Genomic DNA, 17,699 nt, shown 5'->3' on the forward strand with positions numbered 1-17,699 from the left:
AAAACAAGTCATTTTAGTCATAAGACAATACCTGAAGTGAACAAAAAGGAGAAGATATCAGAGAAGGGATATTTCTCCTTATAAACAGTTTTTATTTTTTAAAAGCCCATTCTTTCGTCAAATTTTCTGATATTTTTTTAGATCAATATTTGATTCAGAGCACCTTTAAAGCTTCCTAAAATGAACTCAGTGTAATACAGTTGAGCATCCAGGGCCTGGGTTTTATCATTAAGCTCTATTCGTTTGGAAAGAATGATATCTCCTTTATAGCTAAACGAACAGAATGAAAAAATATGAAAGCCTGAATTCCTTATAGAAGCAGCATAGCCGGTAGAAGATATTCCCCAGTCTGTTCCAAATGACATAGCGACCTTTCTTGCCATTATATCAGCCATATGCTGGGTCTCAAAATTATTTCCTTGCTCCTCAATGCGGTTACTGTCCAAAAACCTAAGCTTTTCTGGTAATGTAAATGCTGTTATACCGCCTTTATAAAATAGACTTGAATTAGGCATCTGTGAAAAAGCCAGCTGTACTAATCCTGAAGTTACGCTTTCTGCTATAGATACCGTCTCCCCAATTGTAATGAGTGAGGTACTAATATAATCCAGTAAGTTTTGCTGGAATTTCATGATATAAATTTTAGTGTTAATATACTTTATAAATCCTTGTACATTGCTATCATCTTAAATAACATCGTAATCATCTACTGTTGTTGCAAAATAATGCTCAATAGTTTCTTCAGCTTTTTTACACATCGTTAAAATCTCTTCCCTCGGAGTCTCTTCAAAAATAAAGTCCTCAGGAACGCTGATAATAAACTCAGTCACTTTTTCAGTGTTCATTAAATCATAGACCATTAAATCGTTAAGATTATCTATCCGGCATTCTTCCTTAAAAAATGGAATGTTACGGGAAATGGAATTTTTAAACTGAAAGAGATGTATGGTTTTCATGATTCAAATATTTTGATTAATGGAGACAACCCCCTATCTCCTGGGTGGCCGTCAAGCTGCCTGTTATCTACCATCCCATTAAAGTAATAATCAGTTTCTATGAGATAGTGTTGGTGTATAAATATATCATTGCAGATATCTTATAGATAAAGGAACGAAGACTATAGCCTCTCGTCCCTTTACTCATTAAAATACTAAAACAGATTTACTATTTTGATTTTAATAGCTCATTGTGTAATTGAGTATCCAAGATATTTTTCACGGTTTATGCCTTATTCCTAATATTTATCCTTTTAGTTTATGCAACTTGTTGGCTTTGTAAAAATTTCTTTCTACAGACTACAGCACCCAGATTTAATCAACTGAATACCAGTATACAAATATGGGTATTCTTAAGTACAATATGCTACACTTATTTGGGGCATACTTACATAAATCACACTTTCCCCTGCTTGTAGGCAAAATTTATTTGATAGTAATTTAATTGTCCATTCTTTTTCTAGTTCTGATCATGTTGGATTTGTACAGAAATCGAAATATTTAAAGTTGATAAAATGTTATTATTGCACAATTTATCTTTAAACAGTCTCGCTGCATTTAGCCACAAATTGCTCAAACTTCCGGTCCGTATTTCGCATGACCGGTCCGTGGCCAAAGCAGATAATGGTTGGATTCAGTTTTGCCAGCTTTTGGAGCGATTTGATGTTGCGCTGCTGATCCGAGGTAAACATGTTTGGCGGAAGCCTCAGACCGGTCGCTGTTGTGAGCAGATTCATATTTGTCGCTACATCACCGATGATCAGTACACCATCCTGTTCACGGAATAAAGAAATATGACCTGCCGAATGTCCGGGCGTCTCTATTACCCGAAAGTTTCCAATCCTATCGTTTTCAACTATTGTCCGTTCAACTTTATGTCCCTGGCCTGCCCAGTATTTTTGTTGAAGCTTTGCTATCCAATGTTGCGGAGTTGGATATTCATTGGTTACCATACCCGTTTCAGTCCTAAAAACTTCGCCAGGATGACAGAGTAAAGGTATTGCGAACTCAGCACATATCTGATCGCTACAGCCCTGATGGTCTGCATGGGCATGTGTAAGTACATGTTGATAAACAGGGATTTTCTGGAGAGCTTTCTTTACAGTTGTATACGAATTCCTTATTCCGGAATCTACCAATACACCTTCGATAATATAGCAATTGATACTGTTTCGTGGCATCAGTGAAATCTGGAATACTTCGGGAGCAATTTGACGTAACATCGTTTTTTTGTGCAAATCTACATCGCTGATCAGTACTGTATAAGGACATTTGTCCTATAATACGCTGGGCCTATGTATTTGTCCCTTTGCCCGTGTAAGCGATCGCTGCGTGATACCCAGGTACGATGCTAGATCCTGCGTCGCTATGCGTTGTACGAGCATCGGTTCGCTAGACAGAATATGCCGGTATTTATCTACAGCCGACTTATTATTGTAATTCAGCAGATAATGTTCCTTTTGGTTATACTCCTGCTCCATCACCCATTTTATAACTCCATTCCAAGCGGTCACCTTACCAAGCAGATACTCATAATCCGGGTAGCTTATCCTATAAACAATACTATCTTCTATAGCCTTTATATTCCTTCTGGATTTTTCCTGCGCCACAAACTCCGGAAACGAGGTAACAAATTCATTTTCAAATTTGAAGCAGGTAATATTTTCCTTTCCATCTTTGTCGATGGCATATGCTTTTACGGCACCGCTAGCGATATATCCAATATGACGGCAGATTTCATCTTCACGAATTAAAAAATCACCTTTCTTTAAACGGATCGGTTTGAAGAACTGCTCAGAAAAGCTGATTTCCTCAGCTAATAGTCCTCCTATTGAGGATAGGTAATTTTCAAATAAGTCAGTCATTTCGCAATGTTTTTGTTTTTCTATTTTCTTCTTTAGCGTCTATGGATTACACACCAAATACAATATACAAAACTAACAATTATTGAACATTCATTAGTGAATGTTTCAATCTGATCAGCCATTCTGTTCGGAGTATTATTACTCTCTATACTTACGGTAAAATGGTTCTCCTTTCTTACTTTCGACTGCATTTCAACAGATGCTCCTTGTGAAGCTGATGTTTTTATATTCCAAAGAAAGAATACTCTGAAGACTCATTAAACTGGTGATAAGATACTGAATAGAAAGTCTGATCTAATACAAAGCTTTCACAGATGAAATATTATGGCAACAAAAAAATACTGCAAGGTATAAAACCTTGCAGTAAAGCATTATGTGTTTTCAGAATCGCTGAACTTTATTATGCTGATAAGAGTTACAACATTAGTTTTGGAATTTTACAAAATCCAGATAAAAAGAAGGGTTTCCCGCATTGAAAGACGCTGGTACTACTCCATTTGTTTTACCAGCTAAGACAGTATAAGTTCCTGGTGTAGCAAAATATAGTACACGGTTTTGATCTCTTGGAAACATGAATGCAGCAGTATTTGATCCACAATAACTTCTCCAGACATCTCCAATGCCGTTGATATAGAAAAAGTAATCATTACAGTCAGAATTGATGGCAACTCCACATCGGAAAAAATACCAGCCCTTTGCCGGAATGGTTACCTGGACTCCCGTATTCAATCCGCCACCTCCGGTTCCCCCCGTAAAAGGGTTTACCAATGCTCCGGTATATGGCGTCCAATTGTTGGCAAATGCTGTAGTAACAGTTGATGACCATGTTGCTAAACCGTTGGCATCACTGGTCAGTACATATCCCAACTGCTGGGTGCCGTCTTTTATCTGAAGGGCTCCATTCGTAGTCCCGTTATCAATAACAACTCTGGCATTGGATGCTCCCGATGGTACTATATTGGTTCCCATCAGGACTTTTCCTGTACCGTTGATACTTAAATTATTTCCTGCCATTGCAATATCAGTAGCTTGTGAAAGAGTTCCTCCCAGTTTTACATCTGTACCTGATAAAGTAAGACCGTTACTCGCGGTAATATTGTTATTAATAATTGTTGTTCCGCCGTTTCCGTTACCTCCTGCAAGTTCTGTTACGGTCATAAATCCTATTTGAGGATTCAGCTGAGCTGTTCCTGCTCCTCCTAATCTTACTTTTACAGAAGTATCAACCGTAGGTCTATAAATAGCATAGGCTTCCGGCTGGCCACCTATTGAAGTTGCAGGATAATTATTTATTGCATCAACAACTCCGGTGGTACTGGAAGGAAGAACAGAATTGTTTGAAGCATCAACCCATTCATAAACCATGAAGCCACCCGCCAACGAGAACTCTGTAGCATGCACCTGACAACGAAGCACATAAGTTTTGCCTGCTTTCAAATTAAAAACACCGGCATTATAAGTAATATTATTGGATGCAATTACAGATCCGAACGTCACATCTGATCCGGTAGATACCGTTTGAATAGCATTGGGCTTAACAATAATATAATCTCCTGTAGAAGACGTCCCTTTTGAAAGTATTTCCCAAGTCGAAGCTGCTCCCGTAAGCCCAGTATTAATTAATTCTATACTTTGATTTGCTGGTACAAGAACGTTGGGATTTCCATTAATGGTCTCAGGTGCTGCAGAATTTACTGTAATGCTAAAGTTTGTATTATTTTTAATCCTATAGATACGTCCCTTATAATTTCCAACCCCGCTGATTGCAGAAGGAAGATTAAAAATAGCATTGGAACTCCCATTATAAGAGACATGGAAGTCTGATGAGGTCAAATTATAAGAGTTTGTATTGACAGCATTATAATTTGCCGCTAATGATCCGGAGATATCCATAGTAGAACCTGGATTCGCAGTATTAATACCAACATTTCCTGCCTGGGCAAAAACAACAGCAGGGCTTAAAGCTAACACTGCAAAAAATAATTTTGTATAAATCTTAACCATTCGTTATCGTTTTATATATCTTAATTGATATTGTTATTACGGAGGTAAAGATATTCTAATATCTATGCAGGAATCTTTGAATGCTGTGGAAATACATTTATCAGCGTGTGGAAAAATATCCACAAATGTAGATTCAAAAAATAGCTTACTTTATCTAACATAATTCTATGTATAAAGGTTTATAAAAAGTTGAACTAAAAGTCTTTGAAAACAAGTCGTTACTATCTTTTACTTGCTAGTCATCAGAATACTGCAAACAATTCAGTAGAAATAAAATTGCCACGATTTTGCAACAAACATTATAAGTTAATTTGAAAATGTTGCTAATTGAGAGAAAAAAAATCCTGCAAACTTTTAATTTTTGCAGGATTTATCAATCTTTTGTGCATTTTGAAGATTTTATCAATTACACCAGGTGGAGAATACGGGATTCGAACCCGTGACCTTTTGACTGCCAGTCAAACGCGCTAGCCAACTGCGCCAATCCCCCATGTCTTCATTTATTGCGAAGCGGGTACAAAAGTAAGTATTTAAATAATATATGCAACTATTTTGTGGTTTTTTATTTCATAAAAATTTGAAACCCTGTTATAATTCCTCATGATCATACTATTAGGACAAAAAAAGACCGAATAAACGGTCTTTATTAATTAATGTACTTCTGGGTCTGTTGGCGCTTTAATTATAACACTACAGGTGAAAATACAAAGCTCGGCAGAAGTAAACTCTCCAATATATCTTGTTCCACAAGTACATGAGAACCCGCCACTAATAGATTTTAACGCGTTTCTTGATAATTTTTTCATACTATTTTTTTTGATTCTGATGTGAAATTATAATTGTATGAGAAATAAGGCAAGATGTAATTAATAAGTGTGGCTGAATAGACAATAAGTGTAATCAAATACCCAAAAATTACGAACACCCACAATAAAAAATCCCTCTTGATGAGGGATTGAATTCTAAGAATCTAGATATTCCATTGTATTCTCATTCCAATAGCACCGGGGATTATCTGATCCTGTACAATACATTTCTCTCCTTGGAAATTTTCTTTAAATTATGGAATTAAAAATCGGAAATATTGCAGATTAAATTCTGTCATCAATATAAATGTAATGATGACTATTAATGGTTATAATAATTCTTATGAAGGTTCAGAGACAATACTACAATACTGTATATTTTTCATAAAATGGAGTAACTTTTATCCTTACGATAATTAAAGTAACCAAATCATTGCATATCAAACAGGAGATAGTCATTGTCTTGTAACAATTTCTTATTGTAAAAGTGATCCAGTCATCCTTTTCGATCAATTGGTACATTTTTTTTTTAAAGTACCTTATAATATGCTCCTTCCTCTTTCCTTTTAATGAAAATAAGTTTTTCATAATCTTTGATAATCTTTATTAATTTTTTAGTTTAACAAGTTTTTATGTTATCCTTATTTCATGTATTAGTTTTATTATTCCAAACATAGTGAAATACTAGCAATAATATTATGATCAAGATCATAATATTATATTAAAATTTACCAAATCCTTTCTGCTAGGGGAATTTTTAATTGTATATAGCAGTGAAGTGATTCAAAAAATCAAGTAAAAAAAGTGTTTTTTTTTGTTGCATGTTTTATTGTTTTTTTAACAAAAATTCATTATTAGCTCATAAAAATTAAAGATATAATAATAGATAAAGTTTATTAATAGCCAATCTTAACCTCTTATAAATCAAATTAAAAAAAAGCAGCAGGATGATAACGCTATCAACAGTTGTATAAAAAATAGAGTATCTTCGTTAGAGACAGAAATTTTTATCATCATGAAGTTAGAATTATATCAAATAGATGCATTTACTGAAAAAATTTTCCATGGAAACCCTGCATGTGTCGTTCCTTTAAAAAACTGGTTACCTGATGAGGTGCTTTTAAAAATAGCCCGCGAAAATGCCGTTGCCGAAACAGCTTTCTTTATCGATAATGGCAGTACAATTCATCTGAGATGGTTTACGCCTGAAATAGAAATGGACTTATGCGGACACGCCACTCTCGCTACAGCGCATTGCCTGGTCTCAATCTTAAACTATCAGAGCAAAAGAATTGTTTTTGAAACTAAAAGCGGTGAATTAACGGTTGATGTTAAAGATAACGTTTATTATATGGATTTTCCTTCAAGAATGCCTGAAGCAGCGGCTCTTCCAGACAGCATATCCAGATCGCTCAATATACAGCCCAAAGAAGTTTTCAAATCAAGAGACTATATTCTGTTATATGATTCTGAGGATGACATCAAAAACATCAGGATTGAAAGATCTGTTTTTGACCTTATCAATCTGGATCCTGGAGGTCTTGTGGTGACTGCTGCCGGTACAGACAGTGATTTTGTTTCAAGATATTTTACGCCACAGTCATCTATTCTCGAAGATCCTGTAACCGGCTCTGCACATTGCTCACTCATTCCCTTCTGGTCTTCAAGATTAGGAAAAGATATGCTTTTTGCCCGTCAGCTTTCTGAAAGAGGCGGACAGCTCTATTGTGAAAACAAAAAAGAAAGAGTGATTGTGGCGGGTAAAGCCAAAACGTATTCTATGGGACATCTGTGGATAGAATAATATAATCCCAATCAAACTGAATAGTCAAGTAGCTCGTTCTGGAGAAGGATATATATTGGAATGACAGCAAAAAAAGGCATTAACTATCTTTGGTTAGTGCCTTTTCTGTAAAAATTTGGTTCTCCAAAAGAATGCAGGCAAAAATCCCAATAAAAATTTTTTATTAAATATGAACGAAATTAAACTAGATTAATTTCAGTGAACTCAAACTGTCCTACATTTGCTAAAGAAATAAGACAATAAAAAATTATCACGTAAATCAACAATTAACATTAAAAATTTAAAACTATGAGCACATTTACATTAAAAGACGGAACTGAGATTTTTTACAAAGACCAAGGACAAGGACCAGTATTAATGTTTCACCACGGATGGCCATTATCATCTGACGATTGGGATGCACAGGTTATCTTTTTCTTACAGAGAGGTTACAGAGTAATTTCCCATGACAGAAGAGGTCACGGCCGTTCAAGCCAGAATATCTACAACCACACTATTGAACAATATGCATCTGATGCTGCGGAACTTGTAGAATTTCTTGATTTGAAAGATGTTGTTCATATAGGACACTCTACAGGTGGTGGTGAAGTAATCCGCTATGTACATAAATATGCCAATGGCAGAGCAAAAAAAGCTGTATTAATCAGCGCTGTTCCTCCGGTTATGGTAAAAAGTGAGAACAATCCTGACGGTGTTCCAATGGAAGTTTTTGATGGAATCAGAGAGCAAACTCTGAACAACAGAAACCAGTTTTATTTTGATCTTACATTTCCTTTCTATGGGTACAACAGAGAAGGTGCCAACATCAAAGACGGAATCCAGAGAAACTGGTGGAGACAGGGAATGATGGGTGGAATTGTTGCTCACTACGACGGAATCAAAGCATTTTCTGAGACTGATTTCACAGAAGATTTGAAAGCCGTTGATATTCCGGTTTTGGTTTTACACGGAGAAGATGACCAGATTGTTCCTATCGAAAATTCTGCCATAAAATCAGCGAAATTATTAAAGAATGGTAAACTGATTACCTATCCAGGTTTTCCACACGGAATGCCAACTACAGAACATGAAACTATAAATAAAGATCTTTTGGAATTTATCCAGTCTTAACAGAACATATCTATATATAAAGAAAGGTGGACTGCAATAGTCCACCTTTCTATTTTTGGTCATATTATAAAAATTAAATTGCTCAATAATAAAGCTTTTTACGTTTCAGATAATTGATAAGCTCTTTCGGACGGTCGGTCTGAATAATGTTGACTCCTTTATTAATATACCAATCATACATATCAGGATTATCCAAGGCCTGATCATCATTATTTCCTGCATTATGGTGCGGCCACAATGAATTGACCCAGATTTTGACTTTTTTTTCTCTTAAAGATTTAAAATCAATCAGATTTTTTTCTGTTGTTCCTACTGTAAATTCAAAGCCGTAGATTTTATAGTTTTGAATGTAATCTGATATTTTTTTAAGATCTTCACTTTTACCTAGCTGGATAATCGGCATATAGTGAATATCATTTTTAATGTCTCCGTACTTCTGGTTAAATTCAGTGTAAGACTCGTGGCCTTTAAACAAAATCTGATCAAGCATATTTCGTTTTTTCACCAAGGGATAAACCTGTTTGATGTAATCAAAACCTTTATCCAGGTTCAGAAGAATTTTACCGTCTGAGATTTCCAGGATTTCCTGTAATGTGGGAACTTTCATTTGGGTTTCCACTCCCAGCCCGTCTCTCAGATGCAGTTTTTTGATTTCTTCCAGTGTAAAATCAGACGGTTTTCCTTTTCCTGTTGTCGTCCTGTTGATGGTATGATCATGCATGAGGATCAGGATACTGTCTTTGGTCATGGCAAGATCTATTTCAGCCATATCCACTCCTTTTTCAATGGCTTTTTTCACGGCCCACACCGAATTTTCCGGAGCCTCTCTCCAATCGCCGCGGTGAGCTACCACCATTACTCTGTTATCAGGAAAATCAGAAAGTGAAATTTTCTTTTGTTGTGCAATGAACAGTGAAGAAAAAATAAGAAGAAATACTTGTAATAATTTATTGTTTAGCATAATTTCAAATGTTTAATTAATATCCGGGATTTTGTTTGATAGCGGGGTCTGTATTGATCTGTCCCTGCGGAACCGGCATCAGAAGATGATGGGGTTTGATCTGTGCGGTACTGTAACCCGCATTATTAGTAAAATGAGCCATCATAACAGAAATAGCCTTTCCGGTTCTCACCAGGTCAAACCAACGATGCCCCTCTCCTACAAATTCCAACCTTCTTTCACGGTCAATTTCACTAAGCAAAGCATCTTTTGTTGAAAGGCTTACAGCAGCAATTCCTGCTCTGGCTTTAATTTTATTTAGATATACATTGGCGTTGGTAAAGTCATTCTGTTCGGCAAAACATTCTGCCATCATTAGAAAAACATCTGCTAATCTCAGCACCACAAAATTGCTTCCTCCATCAGCAATAGTATTCGATGTTTTTACCAATTTTTTACTGAAAGGAATTCCGTTTGAAGTAAGCCCAATATATGCAGAACGTCTGGTATCTCCTGCTGAATAAAGGTTGTAAACTTCCTTGGTCGGAAGATTGTGTCCTTTGGCTCCTGAAACCGATCCTGAAGGACTGAACATCTGAAATGCCGCGCTTCCCTCCGAATTTCCGTTCAATCCGGAAGTAAACTGTACGTCAAAAATAATTTCAGCATTATTTTTATTAGTGACATCAAAAATTTTATTGACATCTGGTAAAAGCTGGTAGCCTAAAGATTCAATCTGATTCAAATAAGTCAATGATTCAGCAAATTTCTTCTGTGTCAGAAGCACTTTACCCATAATTCCCAACGCAGCTCCTTTAGTCACTCTTCCCTTTTGCGTGGTTGTTACCGGTAAAAGGTCAATAGCTTCTTTCAAATCCTTTTCTATGGCGGAATACACCTCTGCAACAGGAGTTCTTGGCTGCCCGAAATAGTCGTTAACATTCGTTGTTTCCTTTAAAACCAACGGAACATCACCATAAATGCGCACCAGATTAAAATACATCAACGCACGCAGAAATTTCATTTCGCCAATCCTAGTATTCTTCAGGGCATCCGTTATATCAGGAATTTTTCCAATCCTCGTCAGAATAATGTTTGCCTGCTGAATGCCGATATAATGGTCCTTCCACGCGCTTGCAATAAGGCTGTTATTAGGCTGAATCGTGAAAAAATCAAGTTCACCATACGTAAAGGCATCATTGGCAGGAACCTCATCATAAGTATTATCTGAAGGTAATTCTCCCAAAGCCGGCATAGCCAGCTGATACTGTCCGGTATACTGAAGCGCTCCATACACTGAAATGATACCCTGCTCAATTTCAGAGGAATTAGTATAAAATTGTGATGAAACTTTCTGTGCCTCAGGGTTAACGTTCAAAAGATCAGACGAGCATGAGCACATCACCGAAAGACTGAATATTGTAATGAATATTTTTTTCATGATTTTAAAATTTAAGGTTAAAGCCCATAGAATAAATTTTAGCTACCGGATAATAAGCCTGATCAAAGCCCTGCGTAAGAACATTATCTGAAGTAGCATCGATGTTCATTCCTTTATATTTTGACAAGGTGAAAAGATTATTTCCTACCAGATAAATCTGAGCGTTTTCTATCCCCATATTTTCAAGCATAGATTTGGGGAAATTAAAAGCCAGACGAAGCGATCTCAGTCTTACATAATCTGCATTTTTAAAGTATAAATTTGAAGTTCTGGCCTCTTTTCTGTTGTTGGAGAAATTCATATTCGGCATCCCAAAAAATCCATCAGGATTAGTTACTGCGTTATAACGGTTGTCAAAATAATACTGTGAAGCCATTCCGAAGCCTTCCCCTGATTCTAAAGTGGTTACGGCATCGGCATTGTAGATTTTCTTACCAATTTCGCTGTATAATGAGAAACTCAGCTCGAAAAGTCCATATCTGAAATTATTATTAAAACCGAGAATGTATTTCGGAACCCCGCTTCCAAAGCTTCTTTTATCATTGACATCAATTTTTCCATCGCCATTCAGATCTTCCATAATATAATCTCCGACCATTGTTCCGGTAATGTGTGGTGAATTGTTGATCTGTTCCTGAGTTTTATAGATTCCAAGGATATTGTAACCGTACATTTCACCAATTGAGCCACCTACTTTGGTTACAGAGAAGTTATTTTCTCCCGTGATAATCTGGTTCTGGCCATTTGCCAGCGCTAATACTTCATTTTTGTTGGTGGAAAAATTAAAGCTTCCGGAATACGTAAAGTCTTTAGCGATGGTAAAAGTTTTTGACGCAATCTGTAATTCAAAACCGGAATTTTTGATCTCACCGATATTCTGAAGTGAGGTACTGAAACCGGATTGCTGCGGAACGGGAACATCCAATAACAAACCGTCTCTGTTGAGGATATAATAATCTGCAGAAATGTTCAGCACATTTTTAAACAAAGAAAAATCAATCCCGAAGTTGTTTGATCTGGACTTTTCCCAGGAAATATTCGGGTTGGGAGCTGTTGCCGTTGTATATCCCGGCACTAAAATTCCTCCAAAATTATAATTATCAGGATTCATCAATGAAAGTGCCCCGAAATTAGGAATCTGATTATTTCCGTTGCTTCCTAAACTGTATCTAAGCTTCAAATCAGTCACGATTGTATTTTCAGGAAAGAAATTTTCGTTACTGATTGTCCAGCCTGCAGAGAATGCGTAGAAATTTCCCCATTTAGAATTTTTCCCGAAACGTGAAGAACCGTCTCTACGATAAGAAGCCATCAGGTTATACTTATTGTCAAATGTATAATTAACCCTGGTAAAATAAGAGAGCAGCCTCCATTTGTATTGTGTTAATGTATTTTTAAATGAAGTTCCGCCCGCAATATTTCGGATACTGTTATCAGGAAATGCTGTAGCTTCGGTTAAAAGCTGTGTATTGTCTTCCTGCTGAAAAGACTGTCCTGCAATAGCATCCACCCTATGAGAGCCCCACTTCTGATCAAATGAAAGTAAGTTTTCAATTAAATAATTTTTGCGGATATACTCTGTTCTGTTGGCAAAAGTAACATCCGGAGCTGCTGCTCTGTAAGCTCCTACCGTAGAAGGATCGAAGAAATTGTATTCGTAATTTGAATAATCTCCACCTACAGAAAATCTGTATTTCAGACCTTTCAACAATTCAAGTTCAGTGAAGATATTTCCGAATGTTTTAAATAAAGTATATTTTCTGTTGGTCATTTCCTGAACGGCAACAGGATTTTCTACCAAAGCTCCGTCGGTTGCTGTATTTCCTAAGATCTGCTGAGAAATGGCAAGACTTCCGTCATCATTGTAAGGTTTAAAGAAAGGATACATTGCCGTAGCCATCTGCAAAGGATTGTAGCTTCTTGAATTTTCTGCTGCATTAATAGTTCCCGTAGCATATGACGGTGTCATTGTTACGCCCACTTTCCATCTATCTGTAAGCTCTGTCGAAAGGTTGATACTTGTGGAAAACTTTTCGTAATCTGTCCCGATAACCAGTCCTTTCTGCTTAAAATAACTCATGGTAAAAGCATATTTGCTCTTATCGCTTCCTCCCGTAATATTTAATGAAGTCTGGCTTATGGGTGCTGGTTTCATAACGGTATTCAGCCAGTCGGTATCTGTTAATCCCGGCTGCTTTGCAAGGTAAGGTGCCAAATAATCAGGAATTAATTCTCTTAAAGAAGTTCCTTTGCTTATTCTTGTGGCATTATTATCAGAAATACTTCTGTTGCTTCCTTTAGAAAGATAATTGTTATCTCTGGCTTCCTTCAAAAAAGTGGCCATATCGTAAGCATTGACCAGTTTCACATTATCACTTCTCATCTGCATTCCGTAATAAGAATCGAAAGAAACAGCCATTCTCCCCTTTTTTCCCTGCTTTGTTTCTATGATAATTACTCCGTTTGCTCCTCTGGAACCGTAAATGGCTGCGGAAGCGGCATCCTTTAAGATATCAATTTTGGCAATGGAATTAGGATCAATAGCATTCAGATTGGAACCTTCAGTTAAAGGAAGTCCGTCTACAACAATCAGAGGATTGGAACCTGCCGTCAACGTACCAATACCTCTCACTCTTATTGAAGGTGAACCTCCCGGCGTTGCATTAGCCTGAGTAATCTGAACTCCGGTTGCTTTTCCTGCAATAATATCTCCGAAATTACTGGAAGCTACTCCCTTCATCTGTTTTTCGTCAATAGAAGAAATAGAACCCGAATTATTTTTCTTACTCTGCTTCCCATAACCCACCAAAACAACCTCATCAATGTTTTTTTCTCTGGATTTTACAGTGTCCTTAATTGAATTTAAATATTCTGCAGACTGTTGAGCATTAGTTCTCTGAATTTTTGCCATCACTCTTGCATTGAGACGAACAGTTACCGTTTTTTGATCTACATTAAAATCCAGACCGACATTTTTCTTCAGATAATCTAAAGATGCTGATAATGACTGATAGTTAACCTGAGATTCATCCACCTGGATATCTTTCAGGTCTGAAACCGAATAAAAGAATTTTACGTCATGCTCTTTTGAAAGTTTTTCAAAGATTTTAATCAAAGGCGTTTTCCGCTGAATAACGGACTGTTGAAAACATTTGTTAGCCTCCGCGTAGGTAAACTGTGACGCACACAAAAGACCCAACAACATCATGCTAATTGTTGTTTTTTTCATAGCTTTGCTGAAATTAGTTGTTATTTGACTGATTTATTTTCAATGCATCGGTAACCCCAATTACTGGTGCATTATTTTTCTAAAATGATATGATTTGCTGATTGCTTTCCTGCAGTAAGATTAAATGGAAATCCTATGGTTTTAATTACTTTATCCAAATCTCCGGTGATATCTCCGTATACCACATTCTCTTTATACTGCTGAGGATAGGTTATCGAGATATTGTAAGTCTTCTCCAGTTGGGAAACCGCCTGCCCGAATTTCATTTCATTAAAATCAAATGTTCTTACAACATCCTGATCATAGAAATGCTTCTCAGCTCCGTCTTTGTCTGCAAGCCATGTCTCTTTAGGTAAAAGGTAGGTTGTATTACCGTTGTAATCAATTTTCACTTTTCCTTCTTTCAGATAGACTTTTTTATCTACAGATCTCTGGTCAAGCAGGAACTTTGTTCCCAATACTTTTACTTTAAATCCATTGGCATCAATGATAAAGGGCAGCGCCTTATTTTTAGCAACACTAAAAAACGCTTTTCCTTTAAAAGAAACATTCCTGGTTTTCTTTCCGAAATCATCAGTCAGTCTCAATTCACTTTCAGGTTCCAGCGTAACGATACTTCCGTCAGATAATATAAATTCTTTTTGAATCTTTTCTGTTCTGAAAACCATTTGCCGGTGATCCAGAGATTTCATGTCATTCCCAGTGGAAAATAGAGTAATCAGTGTAAATAAAGGTAAAAGAACAGCTGCTATCCATAAAAACTTTTTTGTATTCTTTCTGAATCTGATTTTATTCTCAAGTCCATTCCAGATTCGCTGATCTGCAGAATCCTTTATTTTCTGATTTTCATCTTTAACTGATTTCCATTGATTTTCGAAATCCATATGCTCCTTTTTGATCTTTATTAGAGAATACGCAGGAAGTATGTAATCGTCAACCTATATTTTTTTGATTTAACGATTTGTTCATATTAGGTAATATTGGTTTAAGGCTGAAAATTGATTTTAATTAAATTGAGAAACAATTAGATATAGCTTTCAGAAAGAGATTTGAAATGAGACTTGCGGGCAGTATAAACAGAATAGTTTAAAAGAAAAAATTCAAATTTGCTCTTAGAAATTTCAGAACCTTGTTGACATGCTTTTCAACGGCAGTTTTAGAAATATCATTTTCCTGAGCAATGGTAAAAAGACTGAGATTCTGGATTTTATTTTTGATGAAAAACTCACGGCTTCTTTCGGGAACCTGTTCCAGGAGACTTTCTATTTTTTTGAGCTGGTCTTCCTGCTGTACCTGTTTCTCGATGTTTGTACTTTCTTCATCCTGTCTTTCCGGAGAATTTTCGAGAGGAACGAAAATCATTTTCCTTTTACGGTAGAAATTGGAAATTTCCTGTTTGGCAGATTTAAAGATAAGTGCTTCAATTTCTGACGGAGAATGAGCTTTGCATAAATACTTCCAGACGTGCATAAAAATATCCTGAACAATTTCTTCAATATCTTCTTCTTCCGAAAGGTATTTGGCCACAAAAAAATACACCCTGTGCTTGTAACCGGAATATATTTCTTTAAAATGATCCATTCTTTAATACGTCTTTGAACTCAAAACTGGTGGTACAAAAGTATCTAAAAGCTATGGCAATCGTATTAAATATATATTAAGTTTAAATCCTTAACAATAACTCATCCTCGGATTTTCACAGAAATATTTTCTGTTCAGAAAGAAAAGTTTAGCTCATCAGCAGAAGGTCTGAAATTGAAATGCATTGCTGCTGTAAAATAGTCACAGAACACCTGATGAACTGCAGAATGAACATCTGTTGCCCGGATTCCCAGCTGTGTATAAACAGTAAGAATTTGATGGGATAATTTTTGAACCAACTCTACTCCATATTGATGAATCTCATGTTGCTGATCTTCAGAAATCTCTTTGTGAGCACCGAGGATATTTTCTACATCTCTGCCAATGGTTAATACCTTTTCTAAATGCTTTTCAACAGATTCTGCAAAACTTTTGAAATTGATCTCAGGACGAATATATTCCGCTTCGTCTATAAAATGAGAAGCAATCCCCAGATAATTCACCAAAAGTGTCAAATCCGCAAAAATCCGGAATGGAATGCTATCCAGAGTATCATTCGTGAAAAAAGTATCATACACAAAACTGTAATCTTCACTTACTATAATATTCTCAATGATAAAAGAATAGGTACCACTGGCTTTCATTCCCATAGATTTCCAGTTGGGGATCATTTCAGCCTGCTCTTTCGGAACGATGAATGAGTGAATGATCTCATTGCCGTCTTTATCTGTTAGAGGTTTTCCGTTTTCTGTAATCTTAGCGTTCAGTGTGAAATGGGTCAGATGGGGTGCTCCTGTTGCAAAATTCCATGAACCATTAATCAGATAGGTATTTTCTTCTTGTTTTTCTGCCGTACCGCCAACCATTCCGCTTCCGCCAAAGCAGGTTTTAGAATGGGTAAACAATAATTGAGCAACTTCAGGTTTGATATTTCTGGAAAAATAATTAGCTCCGGCACAAAGCGTCAGCATCCAGCCAAAACTTCCATCGGCTTCAGCCCAGCCAAATAATGCTTTAAGACCTTCTTCAAAACGATAGCCTAGGCCACCATATTTTTTCGGTACCCAGATCTTAAGGAATCCTTCTTCATGAATATGTTGCAACACTTTATCAGAAATTACAGAAACTCCATGAAGTTCCTCTCTGATGTCTTTAGTACTCAGCATTAGCTTTGGATTTTATGATTTTTTGCCATTCTATATATCCGGAAATTGCCACTAAAAACAAAAACAACGTTAAAACAGCATAGAGATATAATTCTTTATGAATCATCAAAGGGATGGAAATAATATTACTTACGTTAAGTATCACCCAGTTTTCAATTTTCCGCCTCGCCATAAGCCACATTCCTGCCCAGGCAAAAGCACTTACTAAGGAATCCCAAACGGGAACATCCGAATCTGTAAAATGAGTAAGAAAGAACCAAAATAAACTAAAGGTTCCCAGAACAATTCCTCCGGTAATCCACTTTTCAGAAACAGAGGTCACAGAGATTTGCATTTCAGATTTCTGTTTCCCGAATTTCCAGTACAGCCATCCGTAGATGCTCATAATCAGATAATAAAGATTTAAGGTAAATTCAGCATAAAGCCTGGAAATAAGCATCACATACAACGTAAGCAAAATACCTGCAATTCCGAAAAGGTAGTTGTTGACATTGTTTTTACGGGCCAGTAAGACCTGAATCACTGAAAATAAGACTCCGAACCATTCCGGTAAGGTAATTTGTTTTAAAATGTCCTGCATCATATTAATTTTAGAAATCAAATGATGAGATGATAAGTAAGCAATCCCTACGCCGGCATTATCCGGATCAGGTGTGGAAATACATTCCTGGGTATCATCTCAGCCACTGTTATCTGTAGCACCCCATTGTTGGAGGCAAAGGTGCAGCTTTTTTGTGGAAAAAGAAAGGACTTCAGGC

At 36.5% G+C, this 17,699-nt stretch carries 14 protein-coding genes, 1 tRNA gene and 1 riboswitch; of the genes, 2 read left to right on the forward strand and 13 right to left on the reverse strand.

Annotated features, from left to right (window positions below; translation table 11 throughout):
- Nucleotides 1–137 precede the first annotated feature (137 nt).
- The 6 genes from OL225_RS09050 to OL225_RS09075 all read right to left on the reverse strand — a co-directional run bounded on the left by OL225_RS09050 (nt 138) and on the right by OL225_RS09075 (nt 5,354).
- Nucleotides 138–632 (reverse strand): CinA family protein, encoded by a 495-nt coding sequence (locus tag OL225_RS09050; protein WP_264518027.1) that lies wholly within the window; start codon nt 630–632, stop codon nt 138–140.
- 54 nt (nt 633–686) lie between these two features.
- Entirely contained in the window at nt 687–956 is a 270-nt protein-coding gene (locus tag OL225_RS09055; RefSeq protein WP_264518028.1) for a heme oxygenase, read from the reverse strand.
- A 578-nt stretch (nt 957–1,534) separates the two neighbouring features.
- Nucleotides 1,535–2,218 (reverse strand): MBL fold metallo-hydrolase, encoded by a 684-nt coding sequence (locus OL225_RS09060; protein WP_264518029.1) that lies wholly within the window; start codon nt 2,216–2,218, stop codon nt 1,535–1,537.
- A gap of 54 nt (nt 2,219–2,272) precedes the next feature.
- Nucleotides 2,273–2,860 (reverse strand): Crp/Fnr family transcriptional regulator, encoded by a 588-nt coding sequence (locus tag OL225_RS09065; protein ID WP_264518030.1) that lies wholly within the window; start codon nt 2,858–2,860, stop codon nt 2,273–2,275.
- A gap of 423 nt (nt 2,861–3,283) precedes the next feature.
- Nucleotides 3,284–4,864, reverse strand: a complete 1,581-nt coding sequence (locus tag OL225_RS09070) for a hypothetical protein (RefSeq protein WP_264518031.1) — start codon at nt 4,862–4,864, stop codon at nt 3,284–3,286.
- Between the two features lie 416 nt (nt 4,865–5,280).
- Nucleotides 5,281–5,354 (reverse strand) — tRNA-Ala (locus tag OL225_RS09075).
- Between the two features lie 1,331 nt (nt 5,355–6,685).
- On the opposite strand from OL225_RS09075, the gene OL225_RS09080 reads away from it, so the two are divergent.
- Together OL225_RS09080 and OL225_RS09085 are read left to right on the forward strand one after the other, a co-directional pair.
- Nucleotides 6,686–7,474: a PhzF family phenazine biosynthesis protein gene (locus tag OL225_RS09080; protein WP_047375042.1), complete on the forward strand. Its 789-nt coding sequence runs from the start codon at nt 6,686–6,688 to the stop codon at nt 7,472–7,474.
- A 288-nt stretch (nt 7,475–7,762) separates the two neighbouring features.
- Nucleotides 7,763–8,584 carry an alpha/beta fold hydrolase gene (locus OL225_RS09085; protein ID WP_047375045.1) on the forward strand — a complete coding sequence of 274 codons (822 nt, stop codon included), beginning with the start codon at nt 7,763–7,765 and terminating at the stop codon, nt 8,582–8,584.
- A gap of 82 nt (nt 8,585–8,666) precedes the next feature.
- Here the strand turns inward: OL225_RS09085 and OL225_RS09090 are convergent, their stop codons facing one another.
- From OL225_RS09090 to pnuC, 7 genes are all read right to left on the reverse strand, one after another.
- Entirely contained in the window at nt 8,667–9,545 is an 879-nt protein-coding gene (locus tag OL225_RS09090; RefSeq protein ID WP_047375046.1) for a glycerophosphodiester phosphodiesterase family protein, read from the reverse strand.
- Nucleotides 9,546–9,561: 16 nt separating this feature from the next.
- Entirely contained in the window at nt 9,562–10,965 is a 1,404-nt protein-coding gene (locus OL225_RS09095) for a RagB/SusD family nutrient uptake outer membrane protein (RefSeq protein ID WP_264518032.1), read from the reverse strand.
- A 4-nt stretch (nt 10,966–10,969) separates the two neighbouring features.
- Nucleotides 10,970–14,194: a SusC/RagA family TonB-linked outer membrane protein gene (locus OL225_RS09100; protein WP_264518033.1), complete on the reverse strand. Its 3,225-nt coding sequence runs from the start codon at nt 14,192–14,194 to the stop codon at nt 10,970–10,972.
- Nucleotides 14,195–14,265: 71 nt separating this feature from the next.
- Nucleotides 14,266–15,078 (reverse strand): FecR family protein, encoded by an 813-nt coding sequence (locus tag OL225_RS09105; protein ID WP_264518034.1) that lies wholly within the window; start codon nt 15,076–15,078, stop codon nt 14,266–14,268.
- Between the two features lie 202 nt (nt 15,079–15,280).
- Entirely contained in the window at nt 15,281–15,775 is a 495-nt protein-coding gene (locus tag OL225_RS09110; RefSeq protein WP_264518035.1) for an RNA polymerase sigma factor, read from the reverse strand.
- A gap of 134 nt (nt 15,776–15,909) precedes the next feature.
- The gene (locus OL225_RS09115; protein ID WP_264518036.1) at nt 15,910–16,941 is read right to left on the reverse strand and encodes a hypothetical protein; all 1,032 of its coding nucleotides are present in this window, start codon (nt 16,939–16,941) and stop codon (nt 15,910–15,912) included.
- Nucleotides 16,928–17,524 (reverse strand): nicotinamide riboside transporter PnuC, encoded by a 597-nt coding sequence (pnuC, locus tag OL225_RS09120; RefSeq protein WP_264518037.1) that lies wholly within the window; start codon nt 17,522–17,524, stop codon nt 16,928–16,930. The genes OL225_RS09115 and pnuC overlap by 14 nt, the downstream gene beginning before the upstream one ends.
- A 24-nt stretch (nt 17,525–17,548) precedes the next feature.
- Nucleotides 17,549–17,657, reverse strand: a riboswitch (TPP riboswitch).
- Nucleotides 17,658–17,699: the final 42 nt, after the last annotated feature.

Source organism: Chryseobacterium viscerum, assembly GCF_025949665.1.
In the GTDB taxonomy this organism is placed as follows: domain Bacteria; phylum Bacteroidota; class Bacteroidia; order Flavobacteriales; family Weeksellaceae; genus Chryseobacterium; species Chryseobacterium viscerum_A.